General features: G+C 71.7%; 18 protein-coding genes. 11 read left to right on the forward strand and 7 right to left on the reverse strand.

The window, feature by feature from the left end:
- Positions 1–207: 207 nt before the first annotated feature.
- From ACX114_RS07630 to ACX114_RS07645, 4 genes are all read left to right on the forward strand, one after another.
- Positions 208–2,556, forward strand: coding sequence for a GMC family oxidoreductase N-terminal domain-containing protein (locus ACX114_RS07630; RefSeq protein ID WP_459296169.1), 2,349 nt, complete (start codon positions 208–210; stop codon positions 2,554–2,556).
- Positions 2,557–2,658: 102 nt separating this feature from the next.
- Positions 2,659–3,174 carry a DUF2267 domain-containing protein gene (locus ACX114_RS07635; RefSeq protein ID WP_459296171.1) on the forward strand — a complete coding sequence of 172 codons (516 nt, stop codon included), beginning with the start codon at positions 2,659–2,661 and terminating at the stop codon, positions 3,172–3,174.
- A gap of 45 nt (positions 3,175–3,219) precedes the next feature.
- On the forward strand, positions 3,220–3,477 hold the full coding sequence (locus tag ACX114_RS07640) for an acyl-CoA-binding protein (protein ID WP_014394349.1): 258 nt from the start codon (positions 3,220–3,222) through the stop codon (positions 3,475–3,477).
- 12 nt (positions 3,478–3,489) lie between these two features.
- Positions 3,490–4,707, forward strand: coding sequence for a metallophosphoesterase (locus ACX114_RS07645; RefSeq protein WP_459296173.1), 1,218 nt, complete (start codon positions 3,490–3,492; stop codon positions 4,705–4,707).
- A 9-nt stretch (positions 4,708–4,716) separates the two neighbouring features.
- On the opposite strand, the gene ACX114_RS07650 is transcribed toward ACX114_RS07645, so the two are convergent.
- The 3 genes from ACX114_RS07650 to ACX114_RS07660 form a co-directional block, all read right to left on the reverse strand.
- Positions 4,717–5,145, reverse strand: a complete 429-nt coding sequence (locus ACX114_RS07650; protein ID WP_459296175.1) for a hypothetical protein — start codon at positions 5,143–5,145, stop codon at positions 4,717–4,719.
- A gap of 65 nt (positions 5,146–5,210) precedes the next feature.
- Positions 5,211–6,425: a hypothetical protein gene (locus ACX114_RS07655; RefSeq protein ID WP_459296177.1), complete on the reverse strand. Its 1,215-nt coding sequence runs from the start codon at positions 6,423–6,425 to the stop codon at positions 5,211–5,213.
- 16 nt (positions 6,426–6,441) lie between these two features.
- On the reverse strand, positions 6,442–8,208 hold the full coding sequence (locus ACX114_RS07660; protein WP_459296179.1) for a vWA domain-containing protein: 1,767 nt from the start codon (positions 8,206–8,208) through the stop codon (positions 6,442–6,444).
- A 486-nt stretch (positions 8,209–8,694) separates the two neighbouring features.
- Here ACX114_RS07660 and ACX114_RS07665 point away from each other — a divergent pair, with 486 nt between their 5' ends.
- Positions 8,695–9,366, forward strand: a complete 672-nt coding sequence (locus ACX114_RS07665) for an RNA polymerase sigma factor (RefSeq protein WP_459296181.1) — start codon at positions 8,695–8,697, stop codon at positions 9,364–9,366.
- Positions 9,367–9,412: 46 nt separating this feature from the next.
- A complete protein-coding gene (locus ACX114_RS07670) occupies positions 9,413–10,603 on the forward strand; it encodes an anti-sigma factor (RefSeq protein WP_459296183.1) in 1,191 nt (396 codons plus the stop codon).
- A 56-nt stretch (positions 10,604–10,659) separates the two neighbouring features.
- Here the strand turns inward: ACX114_RS07670 and ACX114_RS07675 are convergent, their stop codons facing one another.
- The 4 genes from ACX114_RS07675 to ACX114_RS07690 form a co-directional block, all read right to left on the reverse strand.
- On the reverse strand, positions 10,660–12,168 hold the full coding sequence (locus ACX114_RS07675) for an AraC family transcriptional regulator (protein WP_459296185.1): 1,509 nt from the start codon (positions 12,166–12,168) through the stop codon (positions 10,660–10,662).
- 11 nt (positions 12,169–12,179) lie between these two features.
- Positions 12,180–12,725: a zf-HC2 domain-containing protein gene (locus ACX114_RS07680; RefSeq protein WP_459296187.1), complete on the reverse strand. Its 546-nt coding sequence runs from the start codon at positions 12,723–12,725 to the stop codon at positions 12,180–12,182.
- Positions 12,722–13,360: an RNA polymerase sigma factor gene (locus tag ACX114_RS07685; RefSeq protein WP_459296189.1), complete on the reverse strand. Its 639-nt coding sequence runs from the start codon at positions 13,358–13,360 to the stop codon at positions 12,722–12,724. The genes ACX114_RS07680 and ACX114_RS07685 overlap by 4 nt, the downstream gene beginning before the upstream one ends.
- Positions 13,361–13,489: 129 nt before the next feature.
- A complete protein-coding gene (locus ACX114_RS07690) occupies positions 13,490–13,960 on the reverse strand; it encodes a PaaI family thioesterase (protein WP_459296191.1) in 471 nt (156 codons plus the stop codon).
- Between the two features lie 141 nt (positions 13,961–14,101).
- Between ACX114_RS07690 and ACX114_RS07695 the strand changes: the two genes are divergently transcribed.
- The 5 genes from ACX114_RS07695 (at position 14,102) to ACX114_RS07715 (ending at position 20,898) form a co-directional block, all read left to right on the forward strand.
- Positions 14,102–16,426 (forward strand): ATP-dependent helicase, encoded by a 2,325-nt coding sequence (locus tag ACX114_RS07695; RefSeq protein ID WP_459296193.1) that lies wholly within the window; start codon positions 14,102–14,104, stop codon positions 16,424–16,426.
- A gap of 257 nt (positions 16,427–16,683) precedes the next feature.
- On the forward strand, positions 16,684–18,234 hold the full coding sequence (locus ACX114_RS07700; protein WP_459296195.1) for a DUF1592 domain-containing protein: 1,551 nt from the start codon (positions 16,684–16,686) through the stop codon (positions 18,232–18,234).
- A complete protein-coding gene (locus tag ACX114_RS07705) occupies positions 18,231–18,902 on the forward strand; it encodes a DUF1552 domain-containing protein (RefSeq protein ID WP_459296197.1) in 672 nt (223 codons plus the stop codon). Before ACX114_RS07700 ends, ACX114_RS07705 begins: the two co-directional genes overlap by 4 nt.
- A complete protein-coding gene (locus ACX114_RS07710; RefSeq protein ID WP_459296199.1) occupies positions 18,794–19,657 on the forward strand; it encodes a DUF1552 domain-containing protein in 864 nt (287 codons plus the stop codon). Before ACX114_RS07705 ends, ACX114_RS07710 begins: the two co-directional genes overlap by 109 nt.
- A gap of 62 nt (positions 19,658–19,719) precedes the next feature.
- Entirely contained in the window at positions 19,720–20,898 is a 1,179-nt protein-coding gene (locus ACX114_RS07715; RefSeq protein WP_459296201.1) for a lytic polysaccharide monooxygenase auxiliary activity family 9 protein, read from the forward strand.
- The last annotated feature ends 10 nt before the right edge of the window (positions 20,899–20,908 follow it).

Below are 20,908 nucleotides of genomic sequence, written 5' to 3' on the forward strand. Positions count from 1 at the left end.
CAGGAACGACCCGCCCGGTTGTCCGGCTGCTGTCCGGGCGGTCAGGAGGGGGCCTGTCCAGGGGGACAGGCAGGGGAACGGGACGGACGGGGAGTGGATCCGCGCCGTTGAACCGCGCAGCATGCGGCCCGCCGTCCCTGGCGTCAGCGGTGGGGAATAAAAGGCGGCATCAGGAAGAAGGCGGCGAGCGGTCCGCCAGAGGTGAGCATGCGCAGGCTGTCATCCCCGTGGAGTGAGCTGGCATCCCACTACCCCGTGGTCGTCGTGGGGTCGGGCTACGGCGGAGGCATCACCGCCAGCCGGCTGTCGCGCGCGGGGCAGCAGGTGTGCGTGCTGGAGCGCGGCCGGGAGATGCACCCGGGGGAGATGCCTCGCACGCCCGCGCAGGCGGTGGCCGAGTTCCAGCTCCACTGCGCCCCGGGCCAGGGCGACCTGGACGTGGGCAGCCCCACCGGCCTCATCGAGGTCCACCGCAACGGTGACGTGTCCGTCATCGACGGCTGCGGCCTGGGCGGCACGTCGCTCATCAACGCCGGCGTGACGATGCGGCCCGACCCTCGCGTGTTCGAGGATCCGCGCTGGCCCCAGGCCCTGCGCGCCGACGTGCACGGCCTGCTGGAGGATGGCTTCACGCAAGCGGAGCTGATGCTGCGGCCCCTGCCGTACCCGGAGGACCACCCGCCGCTGCAGAAGCTCAAGACGTTCGGCATCTCCGCGGAGAAGCTGGGCGGACGGCTGACGCGGCCTCCGGTGGCGGTGACGTTCGAGGCGGGCGTCAACGCCGCGGGCGTGCGGCAGCCGGGGTGCTCGCTGTGCGGTGACTGCGCCACGGGCTGCAACACCGGCGCGAAGAACACCGTGCTGATGAACTACCTGCCGGACGCGCACGCGCACGGGGCCCGCATCTTCACCGAGGTGGCGGTGCGCGCGGTGGTGCCGGACGGCGCGAAGTGGCGCGTCTACTACCGCCCCCTCAACACCGGCCGCGAGCGCTTCGACGCGCCCGATGCCTGGCTCACCGCGGACCGCGTCGTCCTGGCGGCCGGCACCATGGGCACCGCGGAGATCTTGCTGCGCTCGCGCGAGCTCGGCCTGTCCGTGTCCTCGAAGCTGGGCCACCGCTTCAGCAGCAACGGCGACGTGCTGGCCTTCGGCTACAACCTGGACATGCCCGTCCACGGCGTGGGCCACGGCGACCAGGACCATGAGACGCGCGACCCGGTGGGCCCCTGCATCGCGGGCGTCATCGACCAGCGTGACACGGCCAGGCTGGACGAGGGGATGATCATCGAGGAGGGCGCCATCCCCGGCGCGCTCGCGTCGCTGATGCCCGCGGCGCTCGCGGGGGCCGCGGCGCTGGTGGGCGAGGACACCGACGAGGGCATCCTGGACTGGGTCCAGGAGCGGCTGCGCCAGGCGGACAGCTTCGTGCGCGGACCGGACCACGGCGCGGTGGAGCACACGCAGACGCTGATGGTGATGTCGCACGACGAGGGCAAGGGCGAGCTGCGGCTGGAGCACGACCGCGTGCGCCTGCACTGGCCGGACGCCGGCCGCGACCCGCAGCTCACCCGCATCGAGGAGCGCCTGCGCCGCGCCACCGCCGCGCTGGGCGGCACCTTCGTGCGCTACCCGCTCTGGTCCGAGGCCTTTGGCAAGGAGCTCCTGTGCACGCACCCGCTGGGCGGCTGTGTCATGGCCGAACGGGCGGAGGACGGCGTGGTGGACCACGAGGGGCGCGTCTTCTCCGGGAGGTCCGGCCACGCGGTGCACGAAGGGCTGTACGTGTCCGACGGCTCCGTGGTGCCGCGCTCGCTGGGCATCAACCCGCTGCTCACCATCTCCGCCGTCGCCGAGCGCGCCTGCGCCCTGATGGCCCGGCGATACGGGTGGACCATCGACTACGCGCCGCTGCCGGAGGCCTCGGCGCCCCAGGCCCCCGGGCCCGTGGGCGTGCGCTTCACGGAGACGATGCACGGCTTCCTGTCCGGTGACGTGAAGGCCCCGCACCTGGAGGCCGGAGACCCGGAGCGCGACGACGCCACGCCCCTGCGCTTCGTGCTCACCGTGACGGCCGAGGACCTGGACGCGACGCTGCGCGACGAGCGCCACCCCCTGAAGCTGATGGGCACGGTGACGGCGCCGGTGCTGTCGTCCCGTCCGCTGGTGGTGACGCGCGGCGAGCTGCGCCTGATGACCCGCGAGCATGCCCGGCCGGGCGGCCAGCGGATGGAGTACCTGCTGCACCTGCTCAGCGAGGCCGGCGAGGCGTACTACCTGGAGGGCTACAAGGACCTCTACGACGACCCGGGCCTGGACCTGTGGAAGGACACCACGACGCTGTTCGTGTCCCTGCACCGGGGCGACGGCCCGGAGGCGCCGTGCATGGGCCGGGGCTTCCTGCGGCTGACCGCGGAGGAGTTCGCGCGCCAGCTCACCACCCTGCGCGTGCTCAACGCCCGGGACGGCAAGCAGCGCGCGGAGGCCCTGGCCCGCTTCGGCGGCTTCTTCTTCGGCGCCCTCTGGGATACGTACATCCGGCGCGTGGCCGCCTAGCAGTCAGGCAGCCGGCGGACAGTGCAACAGTCCGCGATGACGTGCCCTCCGGGGCGGGCATGGGCACCCTGTTACCCACCGGGACCGACAGGGAGGACCCCCATGGCTGAAGACCGTGATCCGCAGCGCCGCTCGGGCGCACCCCAGGACGAGGAGCATGCGGAGGAGCGGCGCGAGCTGTCCATCGAGGAGCGGCGTGCGCGGCGCAGTGCGATGCGGGCCAGTCAGACGTATGCCCGCTTCATCGACCACCTCTGCGACCGGGGCGGCATGTCCCCGAGTGTCGCCCAGCAGGCGGCCGTCTCCGTGCTCTGCGGCCTGGAGCAACGCATCCAGGCGGAGGAGTCCTCCGACCTGGAGGCGCAGCTGCCGCGCAAGCTCACGGAGCTGCTGCACCGCTGCGAGCGCCACGACGCCGACCCCCGTCCGTCGAAGTTCGGCCGCGACGAGCTGCTGAAGCTGGTGGGCGAGGACCTGGCCCTGAATCCGGACGCCGTGGAGCCCGTGGTGCGCGCGGTGATGGATGCCGTCCGTCACCAAATCAGCGAAGGCGAGGCGGAGGACGTGAGCGCCCAACTGCCCGAGGACATCCGCCACCTTTGGCTGCCGACGATGTGAGGCCGGCTGTTAAGGTCTCCGGCACACGCTTGCCGGAGACCGCGCATGGCCCTCGATGATGACTTCAGCGCCGCACAGAGCCGGGTGAAGACGCTGTCCAAGGCTCCCTCGAACGACACGCTGCTGGAGCTGTACTCCCTCTACAAGCAGGGCACGGAAGGGGACGTGCAGGGCAAGCGCCCCGGCATGCTCGATATCAAGGGGCGCGCGAAGTACGACGCGTGGGCCGGCCGCAAGGGGCTCGCGAAGGACGCCGCGAAGCAGCAGTACGTGGCGCTCGTGGACAAGCTCCTGCGCGGGTAGACACGGCCCCTCATGTCGCCCCAGCTCCGGATGGTGTTGTTCCTCGTGCCGGTCACCACGCTGCTCGCGTTGGCGCACGTCTATCTGTACCGCCGCCTGGTGCGAGACGTGACCGCGAGCAAGGCTCGGCGCCGCGCGGGGATGGTGCTCTTCGCCGGGGGGCTGGTGGGTTCGCTGGGCGCCCGGATGGTGGGGGGGATGTTCTCCTCCGAGGTGGCGTGGTGGACGAGCATCGCGCTGCTGGTGTGGATGGGGCTGGTGCTCTACCTGCTCATGTTCACCCTGGGGCTGGACGTGGTCCGGGGCGTGCTCACCCTGCTCATGTTCACCCTGGGGCTGGACGTGGTCCGGGGCGTGCTCACCCGGGCGCGCAAGCTTCCGGAGCCGCCGTCGCCCGAGCGCCGGGCCTTCCTGGCCAAGGGGCTCGCGGCGGGGGCCACCGTGGCGGGCGCGGCGGTGAGCACCTACGGCACCTGGCGCGCGTTCCATCCTCCGGACGTGCGCGACATCCCGGTGCGGCTGCCCGGACTGCCCAAGGCGCTGGAGGGCTTCACGCTGGTGCAGCTCACCGACATCCACATTGGCGGCGTGTTGCAGCGCCGCTTCGTGGACGAGCTGGTGGCGCGCACCAACGCGCTCAAGCCAGACCTCATCGCGGTGACGGGCGACCTGGTGGACGGCACGGTGCCGGAGCTGGGGCGCTACGTGGGCGGCTTCGGCGCGCTCAAGGCCCGGCACGGCGCGTACTTCGTCACCGGCAACCACGACTACTACTCTGGCGTGGAGGCGTGGACGGAGTTCGTCCGCGGGCTGGGCATCACCGTGCTGCGCAACCGCGCCGTGTCCATCGGGGACGCGGGCGCGTCCTTCGACCTCATCGGCGTGGACGACTGGAGCGCGAGCCGCTTCGGTGAGGCCGGGTATGACCTGGACGCGGCGATGAAGGGCTTGAGGCCGGACCGCGCGTCGGTGCTGCTGGCGCACCAGCCCTCCAACTTCGAGGCGGTGGCCCAGCGCGGCGTGGGGCTCCAGGTCTCAGGCCACACGCACGGCGGACAGATGTTCCCGGGCAACGTGCTGGGCCATCTCATCTGGGGCGAGCAGAACGCCGGCCTGAGCCAGTTGGGCGGCTCGCATCTCTACGTCAGCCGTGGGTGCGGCTTCGTGGGTCCGCCCATGCGCGTCGCCGCGCCGCCGGAGATTGCCCGCATCATCCTGCTGCCGGGCTGAAGCAGAGGCCTACGGTTTGCGGTGGGCCCGCTCCAGGAGCAGGCCGTCCTCCTGGAGGATGGTGGGACCGGGACGGGGCCGCCCGTACAGGAGCCCCGAGGCGATGCGCAGCGGCGCGGCCCACGCGGGCTCGTCGCGCACCAGCACGTCCTCGCCGCCGATGCGGACCACCATGCCGTCGGGGGCCACCACGGAGAACCTCAGCGGCCGGCCCAGCGCGGCTTCGAGCGCGGCCATGGTCGTCTCGTCCTCCTGGGAGAAGCCCAGCGGGCCCTCCGGGTGGCTGTGGGTGATCTCCACCAGCGTGTCCCGCAGGCTCCAGATGGCTTCCCACCGAGGGCGGGAGTCCGGCAGCGACAGGGGGTCGTCGAAGGAATCGCCCCACAACACCTGATCCTCCGGCCCGATGAGCAGGCACACCTCGCGCGTCGTCGACATTGAAGTTCGTCCTCCCGAATGGCCCGTACCGACGTGGGGGACGGGCCCGGTCGGACACGCGGGTTTCATGCGTGCCGGGTGATGACCAGCGCGTCCGTGTCGATGGCTTCCTTGAGCACCGACGGCAGGCTCTCCAGGGTGACGCGGTTGTCCGCGCCCGCCAGGCACACGCCCGCGTCGCGCACGCGCAGCGTCGCGGCTTCCACCACCGTGACGAAGCGCTCGCCCATGAACGCGTAGACGACCTCGAGCAGGCCGTCCCCCAGCCGGCGGTGGTCCAGCAGCCGCGCGCCGGCCTTGTCCAGCGCGCGCTCCACCCGCGTGCCGACCTCCGGCTCCGCGTGCCAGCGTTCCGGGCGCGCGTGGCCCCGTCCGTCCCGCACGCCCGGCGTCCGGCCTGAAGCGCGCGCGGAGGCATCCCGCCGTGCTTCCCACGCCTCACGGCCGTTCGCGACCTGCCCCGAGCCGGTCCACGTGGACCCCGCGGTGCCGGGCTCCGGGCGCATCCGCGTACGGGCTCCCTCTGCGTGAAGGGCCTCCCAGCGTTCGCGCTCACGCCCCGACAACACCCGTCCGAGCTCACGCCCCTCCGCGTCCCGCCAGACCTCCGACGTGCCGGTCTCATGCATCCGCGCACGGGCCGCCGCTTCGTGACGGGCCTCCTGCTCGGCCTGCATCCGGATGAAGCGCGCACGCTCCTCCGCCAGCCGCCGCAGGCAGCGCTCCGCCTCCACGCGTCCCTCGCGCGCCACGTCGAGCACCCGCGCGCGGACCTCCACGGGCGCGAACGGGATGCCCGTGCCTCGCGAGACCGCCTCCAGCACCGCGAAGCCGAACGCCGCGCGCAGCGATGCGCTCACGCCACGCGCGTCCCCCAGAGGACGGCCGTCCTCCAGCGCGCGGCGCGCCGTCTCCTCTGCTTCGCTTTCGAATTCCACGCCATCGAAGAGCAGCGTGCCGTCATGCCAGCGGCGCGCCGTCACCGGCGACAGGCGCGGCGGCTCCTCCTCCGGCATCAACGCCAGCGGCTCCGCCACCGCGCCCTCGCGCACCAGCCGCGTCCCCCAGACATGGCCCCGCACGCGCGGCAGCGCCTCCATCCCCTCGGGAGACGCCGGCTCTCGCGCGGTGGCCTCGCGGCCCTTCACCTCGAAACGCCACCAGCCCGGGGCGACGGGCTGGGTGACGCGCAGGCGGCGTGAAGGCGCGTCCACGGTCCCGCCGCCGAAATACGGCAGCACCGCCGACTCCTCCTTTCCGAGCAGCTTCCGGTAGTCCACGCCCCTGCCTCCTTCTTCACGCCACCTTCAACAGCGGCGTGCTCATCACCCGGTCCACCCAGCCGGACTGGCTGGCGCCCACCGTGCGCGGGGCGTCCATCAGCGCCTGGAGCACGCGCGGCACCTGGTAGGGGTCCGCGAACTGCCCCACGCTCACTTCGCTGAAGGGCACGCCCAGCTGCTTCGCCCCCGAGCGCACCGTGTTGCCGCGCGCCCCCATCCCCGACACGCTCACCAGCAGCGCCACGGCCGCCACGCTGTAGCCACACGCGTGGAAGGCCTTGGCGAACTGGTCGCCTGCCTCGCCCGCCTCGTCACCCACCACCATCACCACCAGCTTCGCCTCCGCCGGGATGCGCACCCCGGAGCGGTGCAGCGCGTGGACACCGGCCGCGTGCACCGTGCCGCCGGACGCCTTCAGCCCGGACAGCATGTGCTGCACCGCCGTGCGGTTCGCCGCCTTGGGCTGGAGCACCGTGCCCATGGTGTCGAACGCCGCCACGTGCAGCTTGTCCATCGGGAAGCCCGCGAGGATGCGCGACAGCGCCTCCTTGGACTGCTCGATGGCGCCCTCCATGGACCCCGACTTGTCGATGAGGAACATCACCCGCACGTCCGTCTCCGCCGTCGCCTCCGCCACCGCCTTCTTCACCGCGTTGTCGCTCGCCTCCTCCAGCTTGCGACGCACGTGCTCGCCGCGGACGTTCTTCGCGATGTTCAGCGAGCGCTGATCCGTGGCGCTCGCCACCGCCCGCTCCCAGCGCGCCTTCACGGACGGCTCCTGCAACAGGCCCAGCTCCTCCAGCGTGGGCGTCATCAGCCGCAGGTCGCGGTCCGACAACGACGGCAGCAGCGTGGCCAGGATGGCGGGCGTGAGGCCCACGTCCTTCGGCAGCCGGCCCACGACCTCCTTGTAGGAGAGCCGCTCCAGTTCAATCCACTCGCAGATTTCCGCCTCGGAGAGGCCGTCGAAGCGCTCGCGCTTCACCAGCGTGAGCCCCTGCAACCCCACCTGCCGGTGGCCGCCGTCCGCCTGCTTCTGCTTCCAGCCGAGCACCTCGAAGAAGCCCTGCGACTGGGGCTTGTAGCCGGCCTTGCGCGCCAGCTTCTTCAGCGTCTCCTTGTAGCCCGCCTTCACCAGGCCCTGGAGCATGGGCAGGTTCGCCTCACGCGCGGCCAGCCACTTCTGGGCCACGCGCTTCCAGCGGCCCAGCGGCGGCTTGCGCGACGCCGGGTCACCGAAGCCCGCGGCGCGGTTGAGGCGCGCGATCTCCGGCGTCTCCAGCAGCTCCGCCACGCGCAGCACGGCCTTGGGCGTGAGCATCCGCGTGGAGCGGCGCACGTAGTGCAGCACCATGGCCTCGCCAATGGCGCGGTAGTCGTCGTCGTGGAAGGCGATGGTGCCCTGGCCGTCACGCACGGGCTGGCCCGCGTGCTCCTGCACCAGCATCAGCGCGCAGGTGGCCACCTTCAGGTCGCGCCAGTCCGTCTGCGTCAGCGCGTACGACGCGAAGTGCGCCATCAGCGTCGGGTTGAGGCGGTAGAGCTCCAACAGCTGGCCGTACAGCTTCACCGCGGCGGGCACGAACAGGCCGGGCGCCACCCTGCGGCCGCGCGTCAGGGCCTTCGCCTCCGCGTTGGCGAGGGCCACCCAGGTGCCGTTCACGTCCAGGCCGGGCCGGTGGTGCCACAGGTGGGCGGAGCCACCGAGCACCACGTCGAGCAGGCGCTCGGCCGGTCCTCGCTGCGTCTCCGGAAGGGTCGTCTGGGTGCGAGCGGTCATGGCGGTCGTCCCCCTTTCGGGACAGAGGCATGCCCGGAAGGGCTGCCTGGAGTTGGGAGGGAAAAAGTGAGCGCCCGAGTGAGGAAGCCGGAAGGCTGAATTAACGATTCAGTACCGGACCGCCGGCGGGCCCCCCGCCTTGCGAGCGGAGGGGTGGAGTTGAACCACTGCGTGTAGGGCCTCTTCGGCCGGGCGCTCGAAAGCGATGCGCCCCTGGACGCCCCCCTGGCCGGAATCCTGACGGCGCCATTTCCGGGCCTTTTTCCGGGACCTTACGGGCAGGCTCGTCCCTCTTTGGAGAAGACCCACCGCGTCATGGGCGGCCCTTGAAAAAAGCGCGTCAGGAAATGCCGGGCGCGGGTGTCGAGAGCCCTGTAACCAGTCGGAGGCTGTTCGCGGATGCAACGTGTTAATTTGCCGCGCCACATCCCCGTAACCCAACCTCCCGGGACGAGGACCTCCCGGGACAGCCTCCAGGGTCTTCCGGTGTACGAGCAGCTCACGGATGAGGAATTGTTCGCGGAGGTGACCCGGCGACGCGCCTCGGGCGAGGCCGTCGGGACTCCGCTGGGGGCCTTGTGCGCGCGATGGGCGCGCCCGGCCCGTTACGTCATCGGCAGGATTCAGGGCAGCTACGGACGCGGCTCGCCGGCGGACGCCGACGAGCTCTTCCAGGACGCGGTGGGGAAGTTCCTCGACCGGGACCTGGATCAGTTCCGGGGCGTGTCCGAGCAAATGCCGGGCAGGAGCGCGTCTCCCAAGACGTTCTTCCTGCGCATCGTCAAGCACGTCGCCATCGACTTCTACCGGCGGCACCGGGAGGAGCTCGCGCCCGCGCCGGCGTCGCCCGATGACGTCATGGAAGAGACCCCGTCCGAGGTGGCCCGGGCGGTGGAGGGCGCACGGCGTCGCGAGGAGCGCGCCGAGGCGCAGGAGTTGTACTGGGCCGCCTACGCCAGGCTCCAGCAGGAGCATCCAAAGGAGGCTTCCGCATGGGAGCTCTATCACCACGAGGACGTGGAGGATCACGAGGAATGCGCACGCCGTTTGAACATCAGCGTGGTGAACTCGTACAAGCGCGTCAGCCGCGCCCAGGCATACCTGCGTCTGTACCTGCTGGAGTTGCAGCGGGACGGACTGCCGGAGGAGCCGTCGTGACGTCTCGCGGGAGTCTGATGGCTTCCGCCTCGCCCGGGATGTCGCGATGAAGGGCGACGCGCTGTCCCGCTACCAGGCCCGGTACGCGCGCCTGGGCGCGGGCCCCCTCGCGGTGGGTGAGCTGTTGGAGGTGGTGGGGGATGTGCTGCGGCGCTCGGACCGGCTCGGCACCGACGGGGTGGAAGAGGCCTTGAAGGGCCTGGACCGCCCCGGAGTGGAAGCCTGGCTGGCCCAGCAGAAACCGCAGGCGCTCCAGCCGGTGCTCCTGCGTGCCGCCGAGGAGTCGATGGAGGTGGCGCTGGGCGAGGAGGGTGAGGAAGCGGAGCTGTGGCGCGCGTCCGCGCTGGAAGGACTGGCCGCCCGGGATCGGGCCGCCTCCGCCGCCCGCGCGCTCGTCACCTGGGAGATGTTGAAGGGCCCGTTGGACGGTGACGCGGCCGCTGCTCGCGAGCGCTTTCTCGGGGCGCTGGGCCACCTGGACTCCGCGCTGCGCTCCCGGGCGCGCTGGTTCATCCCGCTCAACACCGAGCGCCGCGCCGAGCGCGACCTGCTGGACCCCGTGGAGCGCCCCGGCGCCTGGTGGTTCTCCGCGAGGGCCGGCTGTGATGACCTGGTGGCGTCCTGGACGGGCCGCCCCATGAAGGATCCGGAGCACCTGAAGGACTGTGCCAGCTGCCGCGCGGACCGCGCGGACACGGCGGTGGTGGACGCCCCCCCGCGCCGCCACCTCACGGACGACGAGCTGTGGCGGCTGGATTCCGGCGAGATGGGCCGCGAGGAGCGCGAGCGCGTGGAGGCCCACACGGCCAGCTGCGGCGAGTGCGCCCAGGCCGTGCTGGCGCTGGAAGAGGGCGACGACGCCATCGACGAGGCGCTGGAGTTGGAAGAGGAAGGCGTGCAGGTCCCGCGCTCGGCGCGTGACTCCCGCGCGGACGTGGCGCGGCGCCCCAGCGCGGCCCGCCTGCCGGAGCACCGCGAGGTGCTGGAGGAGCGGCGCGACTTCCGCGTGGTGCTGGTGCGCGAGCGTCAGCGGGTGCGGCTGCTGGTGCAGCCCCTGGGCACGCGCGCCGTGACGGCCGCCGTGTTCCTGTCGCCCGGGCGTCCGTCGCTCAAGCCGACGCAGGGACCGGAGGGGCTGTCCTTCGACCTGTCCACGGCGGCGGCCACCGGCGCGCACGCGGCCCACCTGACGGTGCAGGCCGGGCAGGAGACGCTGGAGCGCGACTTCGCGTTCTAGGCGTCCCCCAGGGGAAGGAGGGGCTGGGCCCGTCCTTCCCTCGCCCGCCCTGCCTTTTAGCGGGCCTTCGTGGCGGGGCGGTTGCTTCCGGCGGAGTTGTCCGGCTGCCAGGAGCGCACCGGAGGGGCCGGCACCGGCGGCGTGAAGGGCGATGGGTCGCGGCGAAAGGTGTTGGCGAGGAAGGACACCACCAGCTGTGTGAGCGGCGGCCGGGTGGCGAGCGCGACGCCGCACACGTCGATGCGGTCCATCTCGTGCACGCCCTCCATCTGGCGGTAGACGTTGCAGCCCTGCTCCGCGTCGGCCTCCCGGTCGCGCAGCAGCTTCCGCTCGAAGACGCCCCAGCGCATGTACAGGATGTCCGGGCTGAGGCGGATGTCCACGGGGCCGGTGCCCCAGGTGCCCTGGATGCGGGTGGTGGGTCCGCCCGCGTGCACCCGCACCCGCAGCGGGTAGTTGCGGTAGGTGCCGTTCACCTCGATGCCGTGCTCGAAGAGTTCGTCGCCCACGGTGCCCTGCCACTGCTGGCCCTTGCCCTTCTTGAGCGGGTTCTCCGTCTGCACGGTCAGGGCGTCGAACCAGTAGTAGCCCACGCGGCCCAGCCGCTCGCCGCCGCTCCAGACGGGGGATGAGGCGGGAATCTCCTCCAGGCCCTGGGGGCCGGAGGGCAGGGGCTGCGGGCTGGTGAGCAGGTCCGTGGTCTTCACGGACGCGTCCACCGTCTCGAAGCGTACGCCGCCGAGCCACGCCTTGCCGGTGCCGCTCATGATGAGGCCCGCCATGATGGTGGTGGCCTCCTTCGGCACGTCCAGCACCACGTCGTGGCGCTGGCACCCGTGGGTGCCCACCAGGGCACGCGACTGCATGTTGTCGAAGGCGAGCGGATGCTTGGGGTCCGGGCCCTCCACGCGCATCCACAGGCCCGCCCAGCCCTTCACGTCCTGGTGGCGCACGGCCGCGGAGAAGCGCAGGCGCTTGCCCCGGAAGTCCTGCGCGCTGAAGGCCTGCATGAAGGTGCCGAAGCTGTCCGTGGACTGCGTGCGCGAGCGCAGGAAGGCGCTGCGCGTGCCCTCGCATGGAGCGGACTCGTCCACGCCGGCCTCGTAGTGCTGGGGCGCGCTCTCCGTGACGTACCAGCCCTGCGGCAGCTTCGTCCGCGTGGCGTCCGGCGCCGCGGGCATGCCGCCGGATGAGGCAGGCGCCGCCGCGCTTGATTGCTGCGTGGACGCGGCGGTCGTGACGGAAGCCACCTCCGCGCCGGACCCTGGCGAGGGAGCGCCGGTGGCGGGCGCCGGGCCCACCTTTGGCGCCGAGCCATCGAGCATGGCGGTCGCGGCGGTCTTCGCACCTGAGGGGGTCGGGCCCGTCTTCGGCGCAGCGCCATCGGGCATGGTTGTCGCGGCGGTCTTCGCGCCCGGGGGCGTCGGGTTTGCCTTCGGCGCCGTCGCCTCGGACGCGGCTGTCGCGGTGGACGTGAGCGCCGTCGCGACGGGCGGCGTCTGGGCCGCCGCGAGGGGCGCCCAGAGCGCGAGCAGCAGGCCAGGGATGCGGGTTCGGAACGCCATCACGGAAGTCCTCACAGGGCGGCCGGCCGCGAGCTCAGCGCCACCGCGTTCAGCCCGCTGGACGCGTCGTAGCGGGGGACCTCGCCCTGTCCACCGGGGTGATACACGAGCAGCCCGCGCGCGCTCGCGGACTTGAGGCAGTGCTCCTGTGTGGCCAGGTCCGGGCACGCGACCACGATGTCCCGGGGCGCCTCTTCCTCCTCCTGCGTGTCCTTCGCCGCGACGACCGGCGCCTCCACGGGCGTCACGGGCGGGGAGACGGGTTCCTCTCCGGGCCGCAGCAGCAGGAACACGGAGGCCGCCACCGCGACCAGCGCCGCGGCGACGGCGGCCGGGCGGTGCCAGCGCGCGGGGCGCACCACGACGCTTTCGCGCGGCGTGGCGGCGGCGACTTCGTACAACTGCTCCTCCAGCAGGGCCTCCTCCTGGAGCAGCCGCGCGCACGGCTCGCACGTGAGCGTGTGGGCCTCCAGCTCCGCGCAGGCTTCGGGCGGCAGCGCGCCCAGCAGGTATTGCTCCGTGCGGTCGCGGGTGAGGTGGGGCGTGGGCAGGCTCATGGTTGTTCCTCTTCGAGCGCGGTGCGCAGCTTCTTGCGGACCTCGCACAAAATCTGTCGCACGCGCTGGACGGACAGCCCGACGCGGGAGGCGACCTCTGCATGGGGAAGCCCCTGGCCGTCACAGGCCAGGAGGAAGACGTTGCGCGCGCCCGGTGACACCTGCTCCAGCGCGTCCCGGGCGCGGGCGAGCTGCTCCTCCGACACCAGGCGCTTCTCCGCGGACTGCGCGGGGTCCACCGGCTGCTGCCGCTCCGGCAGGTCCTCCACCGTGCCGTCCACGGACTCGCGCCGCGCGCGCCGGGCGTCATCCGCCGCGAGGAAGGCCGCCTGCGCGAGCGCGAGCGCCGGCAGCCGCAGCTCCGTGAGCAGGCCCCGCTGCTGCTGCTGGATGAGGCGCGCCCACGTCTCCTGCGTCAGTTCCTGGGCCCGGTCCACCCGGATGCCCCGCGCGAGCAGCGACACCACCACCCGGCGCTGGTGCCGGGCGATGAGCGCGTCCCACGCGGCCCGCTCCCCGGAGAGCGCGCGCCGGGACAGGGCCTCCTCGTCCGGCGCCGCCGGCCGCGCGGCCCTCTCTGTGTCCTGCCGCGACTGGAGGGTCGTCATCCCCAAGCCCTGTACGGCTGCATCCATGCCGTCTTCCCGTTGCGAGCCGCGCTCGTCCCCCGGAGGCCGTTCCTGCCCCGGGCTTCCAGGGAAACGCACCTCCAGGCGGGACATATCGACGGGAATGGGCAAGAGGGGAGGCGGGGTGGGGGAATGTCAGTTGGTGGCGGGGCTCTCGCCGGAGGCCCACGGCTGGTTGGAGACGCGCACGACGCCCTGGCAGCGGGCGCACACGCGGCCCTCGGCATCGATGATTTTCGCGGAGGCGAAGACGGTGGACGCCCCGCCGTTGTCGATGACGGCCTCCACGTGGAAGCGGTCTCCGGTGACCGGGCGCTCGAAGCTCATGGACAGCTGGACGGTGGCGCAGCGGCGGGTGGTGTCCCGGAGCGCCGGTGTGCAGCCGATGGCGATGTCGAAGAGGGCGGAGAGCACGCCGCCGTTGACGGCGGAGCCGCCCAGGTCGCCCCGGTGGTGCGGCTGCACCTCCGGGAGCTCCACCACCACCTTGCGTCCCTCGGGGAAGGACATCCGGGCGCCGAAGTGGCGCAGGGTGAGGCTCTGGGTAAACAGCTCCGCGTAGCGGTCGAGCTGGGCCTGGGTGGGGCGGGGCGGGGTGTCGGACATGGGCGGTGGGCCTTTTATATCGCACGCTCCTGCCCGTCCCGAGGGCGGACGGCCCGGCGGGCGACAGGGCTGGCGGAAGACCCGGCACCGGCGCGCGAAAGACGTTAGAAGACGGGGTTCTTCCCCCTGGTGGAACCCTCCGTGAACGCCCACGAAACCGCCCTCCTCGAAGACCTCAATCCGCCCCAGGCGGAAGCCGTGCTCCACGGCGACGGCCCCCTGCTCGTGCTGTCGGGCGCCGGCAGTGGCAAGACGCGCGTCATCACCCGCCGTGTGGCCCACCTGGTGAAGGTGCGCCGCGTCTTCCCGTGGCGCATCCTGGCCGTCACCTTCACCAACAAGGCCGCGCGCGAGATGCGCGAGCGCCTCACCCAGTTGCTGGGCGCGCAGGCCAACGACCTGGTGGTGAGCACGTTCCACTCGGCCGCGGCCATGATTCTGCGCCGCGAGGCGGAGGCCGTGGGCCTGACGCGGTCCTTCGTCATCTACGACGACGGCGACCAGCTCAACCTGGTGAAGCGCGCCATGCGCGACACGGGCGTGGAGCCGGTGATGCAGCCGCGCGAAATCCTGCACCGCATCGACCAGGAGAAGAACGCCGCGCGGCTGCCGGAGGACATGCGCGTGGAGCAGGAGGACGTGCGCGGGCAGATCGTCAAGCGCGTCTACGCGGGCTACCAGAAGCTGCTGCGCGCGGCGAACGCGGTGGACTTCGGGGACCTGCTGCTGCTGCTCGTGAAGCTCTTCCGCGACCGGCCGGACGTGCTGGAGCGCTACCGCACGCGCTTCACGCACGTGCTGGTGGACGAGTTCCAGGACACCAACCCCGTGCAGTACGCGTTCCTGCGGCAGATTGCCCCGCCGCCGTCCGCGAACCTGGTGGTGGTGGGCGATGACGACCAGTCCATCTACCGCTGGCGCGGAGCGGACGTGGACAACATCCTCCAGTTCCCCAAGCAGTACCCGGGCGCGAAGGTGGTGAAGCTGGAGCAGAACTACCGCTCCGACCAGAACATCCTCACCGCCGCGCACGAGGTCATCTCCAAGAACCCGCGCCGCATGGCGAAGAAGCTCTGGAGCGAGCGGCCCAAGGGGGAGAACCTGGAGCTGCTCCTGCACCGCGACGAGCGCGCGGAGGCGCAGGAGGTGGCCCGGCGCATCCTGGCCGTCCAGCGCGAGGGCTTCATCAAGTTCTCCAGCATGGCGGTGTTCTACCGGACCAACGCGCAGAGCCGCGTGCTGGAAGAGGCGCTGCGCCTGGCGCGCGTGCCGTACACGCTGGTGAGCGGACGCAGCTTCTACGACCGCGCGGAAGTGCGCGACGCGTCCGCGTACCTGCGGCTGATGGTGAACCCGCGCTCGGACGCGGACCTGTTGCGCGTGCTCAACGTGCCGGCGCGCGGCATCGGTGACACCACCGAGGAGCGGCTGACGGACTTCGCGAACGAGCAGGGCCTGAGCCTCTACGAGGCCCTGGGCGAGCGCCACCGCATCCCCAGCCTCAACGCCACCGCGCAGAAGCGGCTGGGCGGCTTCCACCAGCTGCTCCAGTCGCTGCACGCCTTCTCCCTCACGGCGAAGGACGCGGCGGGCGCGGTGGACCAGATGCTGAAGGAGACGAAGCTCGTGGAGACGCTCGTCGCGGAAGGCAGCGACGAGTCGCTCACCCGGGCGGAGAACCTGAAGGAGCTCCTGGGCGCGGCGCAGGAGTTCGACCTGAAGCGCGCGTCCGACATGGTGGCCTCCGCCCAGGCGGCCGAGGAGCGCGAGGAGGAGGCTCCCGAGGGCGTGGACTCCGCGCCGCTCACCGCGGACATCCCGGCGCTGCAGGCCTTCCTGGAGCAGATCAGCCTGGTGGGCGAAGCGGACGCGGAGGTCAGCGAGGGACGCGTGGCGCTGATGACGCTGCACGCGGCCAAGGGCCTGGAGTTCGACGCCGTGTTCCTCACCGGCCTGGAGGAGGGCGTCTTCCCGCACTCGCGCGCGCTCAAGAGCGACGACCCGGACGGCGGCGAGGAGATGGCCGAGGAACGCCGGCTCTGCTACGTGGGCTTCACCCGCGCGCGCAAGCGGCTCTTCGTGAGCCTGGCGCAGTGCCGCTCCCTCTTCGGCGAGCTCAAGTACAACCCGCCCAGCCGCTTCCTCGCGGACGTGCCGCAGGCGTTGTTCGGCTTCAAGGAGAACGACCTGCCGCCCCCGCCGCGCGCCGCCGCCATGCCGCAGCGCCGCCGCAACTGGGACGACGATGAGACGGGCCCGCGCGTGGACCGCAGCTATTCGCAGGCGTCGTCCGACATGGACGGCGTGGGCGGGGACGTGCGCGGCATGCGCGTGCGCCACGAACAGTTCGGCTCCGGCCGAATCGTCGCCGCGGAAGGGTCCGGCCCCAACGCCAAGGTCACCGTGGAGTTCGGCGGCAACGTGGGCCTCAAGCGCGTCATCGCGCGCTTCCTTATTCCCGGCTGATCCGGTGCCGGCGGCGGTTTCCAGTATTCGTGTGAAACGCCGCCTGGCCGGCCGGTGTACGGATTGACTTCCTGACGTATCCCCAGTGGGATGACCTCCAACGAACGGAGGCGCTTCCCCCCATGGCGCTACGTCAACGACGTTGGACTTCCGCGCTGCTCGCGGGAACCCTGAGTTTCCTGACTGCCTGCGAAGGCCAGATTTCTGACGCGGCGAATCCGCGCAATCCTGGCCCTGGCGGGACGAACAATCCCGGCGTGGAGCAGCCGGCGCGCTCGGTGCGCGTCGCCCGGCTGACGCACGCGCAGTGGCTGAGCACCGTGAAGGACCTGCTCAAGCTGGACGCGGCGCCCACGGCGCTGGCGCAGTCGTTCCGCGCGGATCCGTCCCAGAGCGGCTTCCTCTTCGACAACGACGCCCGCGCGCTGTCGGTGGACGAGGCGCTGTGGGGCGCGTACCAGCGCGCGGCGGCGGACCTGGCCGGGCAGGTGGCCACGGACGCGACGAAGCTGGGCAAGCTGCTGCCTGCGGGGAGCACCACGGATGAGGCTCGCGCGAAGGCGTTCGTGGAGTCCTTCGGCCTGCGCGCCCTGCGCCGCCCGCTGACCGTGGACGAGGTGGAGTCGTACCTCAAGCTGTACCGCGAGGGCCCCAAGGCCTACCCGACGATGGCCGCGTTCCAGGGCGGCCTGCGGCTGGTGCTGGAGGGCTTCCTCCAGTCGCCCCTGTTCCTCTACCGCGTGGAGCGCAGCACGCAGGCGGCGGACGGCAAGGTGCCGCTGGACGCGTTCGAGGTGGCGTCCCGCTTGAGCTACGCGCTCTGGAACTCCATGCCGGACGACGCGCTGTTCGCCGCCGCCCGTGAGGGCCTGCTGGCCAAGCGCGAGGGCGTGGCCACCGAGGCGCGCCGGATGATGGCGGACCCCCGGGCTCGCGGCGTGGTGGACGCCTACCACCAGGCCGTCTTCGACGTGCCCCGCTACGCGAGCATCCGGCCCAACACCACGCGCTTCCCCAACGTCACGACGAAGCTGGCGGAGTCCGCGGCGAAGGAGAACACGCTCTTCGTCCAGGACGTCGTCTTCGGGCGCAAGGGGCGCTTCGCGGACCTGCTCACGTCGCGCGACACCTTCGTCAACGACGAGCTGGCGCGCATCTACGGCCTCACCGGGACGTTCACCTCGGACTTCGTGCCGGTGACGCTGGACGGGGCGCAGCGCCGGGGCGTGCTCACGCAGGTGGGCTTCCTCGCGTCGCACGCGACGTCCATCGACCCGGACCCCATCCACCGTGGCGTGTTCCTGTCGGAGCACCTGCTGTGCCAGAAGATTGGCGCGCCGCCGGCCAACATCCCCGCGCTGCCCGCGCCCAACGGCCGCACCAACCGCGAGGTGGTGACGTCGCACACGGAGGCGCCCGGCACGGTGTGCGCGTCCTGCCACGCGACGCTCATCAACCCGCTGGGCTTCCCCTTCGAGAACTTCGACGCCGTGGGCGGCTACCGCACGACGGACAACGGGCACCCGGTGGATGCCTCGTCGACGCCGGGCATCGGCGGACAGAAGGTGTCGGTGAAGGACGCGCTGGACCTGGCGGACGCGCTCGCGACCACGCAGGCGGTGCATGAGTGCTACGCGCGCCACTGGATTGAGTTCCTGAGCGGACGCCCCGCGGTGGCGGAGGACGACGCGCTGGTGGCGCGGCTGGGCAAGCTGTCGCAGTCCGGTCAGCTGCCCATCGTGGACCTGGTCGTCGAGGTCGTGACGGGCGTGGGCTTCGTGACTCGCCACCCGGAGGAGCTGCCGTGAAACTGAGCCGTCGACGCGTGTTGCAGGGCCTGGGTGGCGTCATGCTGGGGCTGCCGGTGCTGGAGGGGCTGATGCCCCGCAAGGCCCAGGCGGCGGATGCGAACGCGCTGCCCTTCGCCATCTTCCTGCGCCAGGCGGATGGTGTCGCCGCCGCGCAGAGCACCTCTGAATTGGGCAACGAGCCGGAGCGCTTCTGGCCGGAGCCCTTGGGCAACCTCTCCACCACGACGCTCGCGGGCAAGTCGCTGGTGGAATTGGCGGACCACCGCGCGCGCCTGCTGGTGGTGCGCAACGTCAACATGAAGGACTACAACTACGGGGACGGCCACGCCCGTGGGGCGCTGCAGTGCCTCACCGCGCGCGGCCCCGCCGTGGAGGGCGCGGGCGGCGACTCCGAGGCATCCGGCGAGTCGCTGGACCACCGCATCGGCCGTGAGCTGAACCCGCAGAAGCGCGACTCGCTCTACCTCTACGCGGGGCAGGCCGGCGGGTGGCTGGGCGGCCCCTGCATCTCCCACCGGGGCAGCGCTTCACGGCGGCCGCGCTGCACGACCCGTGGGTGGCCTACCAGACCATGGTGGGCGGCCCCGGAGGCCTCTCGCCGGAGGCGCGCGAGCAGTTGCTGGTGCGCCAGAAGAGCCTCAACGACCTGGTGTCGGGCCAGCTGAAGGCGCTCCAGTCGCGGCCGGAGCTGAGCAGTACGGACCGGCAGCGCCTGGACCTGCACCTGTCCAACGTGCGCGACCTGGAGGTGGCGCTGAGCTGCCGCGCCCGCGCGGACGAGGAGCTGCGGCTCCAGCAGCAGGCGCCCGGCTACAACAGCACGGACGGCGACGAGGTGCTGGCCACGGTGCGGCTGCACATGGACATCGCGGTGCTGGCGGTGGCGTGCGGCACCACGCGCTCGGTGGCCATCCAGGTGGGCAACGGCAACGACAGCGCCACGCGCTACCGCGACCCCACGACCGGGCAGTTGATGGAGAACTTCCACTACATCTCCCACCGCCGCGCGTCGCACGACGCGTCGGGCGGCATCATCGCCGGGTCGGACGTGCTGCACTCGCGCGTGGACGCGCAGTTCGCGCAGACCTTCAACTACCTGTTGGACCAGCTGGCGGCGTACACCCTGCCGGACGGCAAGAAGCTGGTCGACCAGGGCGTGTCCGTCTGGTTCAACGACCTGGGCAACGGGCCGGCGCACTCGGCGCGCCACATCCCGTTCATCCTGGCGGGCAGCTGCAACGGCTACCTCAAGCAGGGCGTCGCGGTGACGGCGGCGGGCGGCAACAGCAGCCCCAACCTCAACAAGATGCTCAACACGATTGGTGCCGCGGTGGGCCTGAAGAACGCGGCCGGCGGGCCGCTGGATGACTTCGGCGACCCCACGCTGCCCAAGGGTCTGCTGACGGAGCTGCTGGCCTGAGCGGCCGTTGACCCGATTTGCCCGCGCCTTTCCTCCTTTGTTTTCGAACAGAGGAGGAAGGGATGTTCCCAGCAATCCGCAAGGCCTTCACCGCGTCGCTCGCTTTCGTCTCCCTGCTGTCCGCCGGTCCGGCGGCGGCGCACGGCTCCATGGAAGTGCCGTTGAGCCGCGTCTATGGATGTTTCAAGGAAGGGCCGGAGAGCCCCAAGTCCGCCGCGTGCAAGGCCGCGGTGCAGACCGGTGGGACGCAGGCGCTGTACGACTGGAACGGCGTCCGGCAGGGCGCCGCCAACGGGCGCCACCGCGAAATCATCCCGGACGGCAAGCTGTGCAGCGCCGCCAATGAGAGTCACAAGGGCCTGGACCTGGCGCGCACGGACTGGCCGTCCACGCTGATCACCCCGGACAGCAGCGGCCGCTTCGAGTTCGTCTTCCACGCCACCGCGGTGCACGCCACGGGCTACTTCCAGCTCTTCGTGACGAAGGAGGGCTACAACCCCTCGCTGCCGCTGAAGTGGTCGGACCTGGAGTCGACGCCGTTCTGCAACGTCACCAACGTGTCCGCGGTGAACAACCGCTACCGGCTCAACTGCCCATTCCCGGCGAGCCGCACGGGCTCGCACGTCATCTACGCCATCTGGCAGCGCGCGGACAGCCCGGAGGCCTTCTACGCCTGCACGGACGTGAAGTTCAGCAACACGCCGCCCCCGCCGGTGTCGTGGAAGGAGCTGGGCCAGGTGCAGGCGCGCGAGGACCTGCCCAAGTCGAGCAAGGTGACGTTCCGCCTCTTCGACAGCGCGGGCCGTGACGCCGAGTCGTATCCGCTCACGCTCGACGCGGCCACGCCCGCGGCCACGTGGATGTACCGGCTGGCGCAGCAGGTGAACGCGGGCTCCAGCCGCGTGCAGGTGGGCGTGCTCCAGACGACGGGCAGCGTGACTCCGGTGCAGGACGCGCTGGGCAACCGCGTGTACGCGAAGGAGACGGGCTACTCGTTCCAGGTGGACATCGAGAAGCCCTCCACCGGCGGCGGCAGTGACGGCGGCACCGGCGGGACGGCGCAGTACAAGTACCCGGCGGGCATCGACAGCTACACGGCGGGCACGCTGGTGGAGGGCACGGACGGGCTCGTCTACCGCTGCAAGCCCTTCCCGTACTCCGGCTGGTGCAAGGGCGTGGCGTCCTACTACGCGCCGGGCACGGGCATCGCGTGGCAGGACGCGTGGGAGCGCGCCAACTAGGCCTCGCGCC

The sequence above is a fragment of the Corallococcus sp. M7 genome (assembly GCF_054512695.1).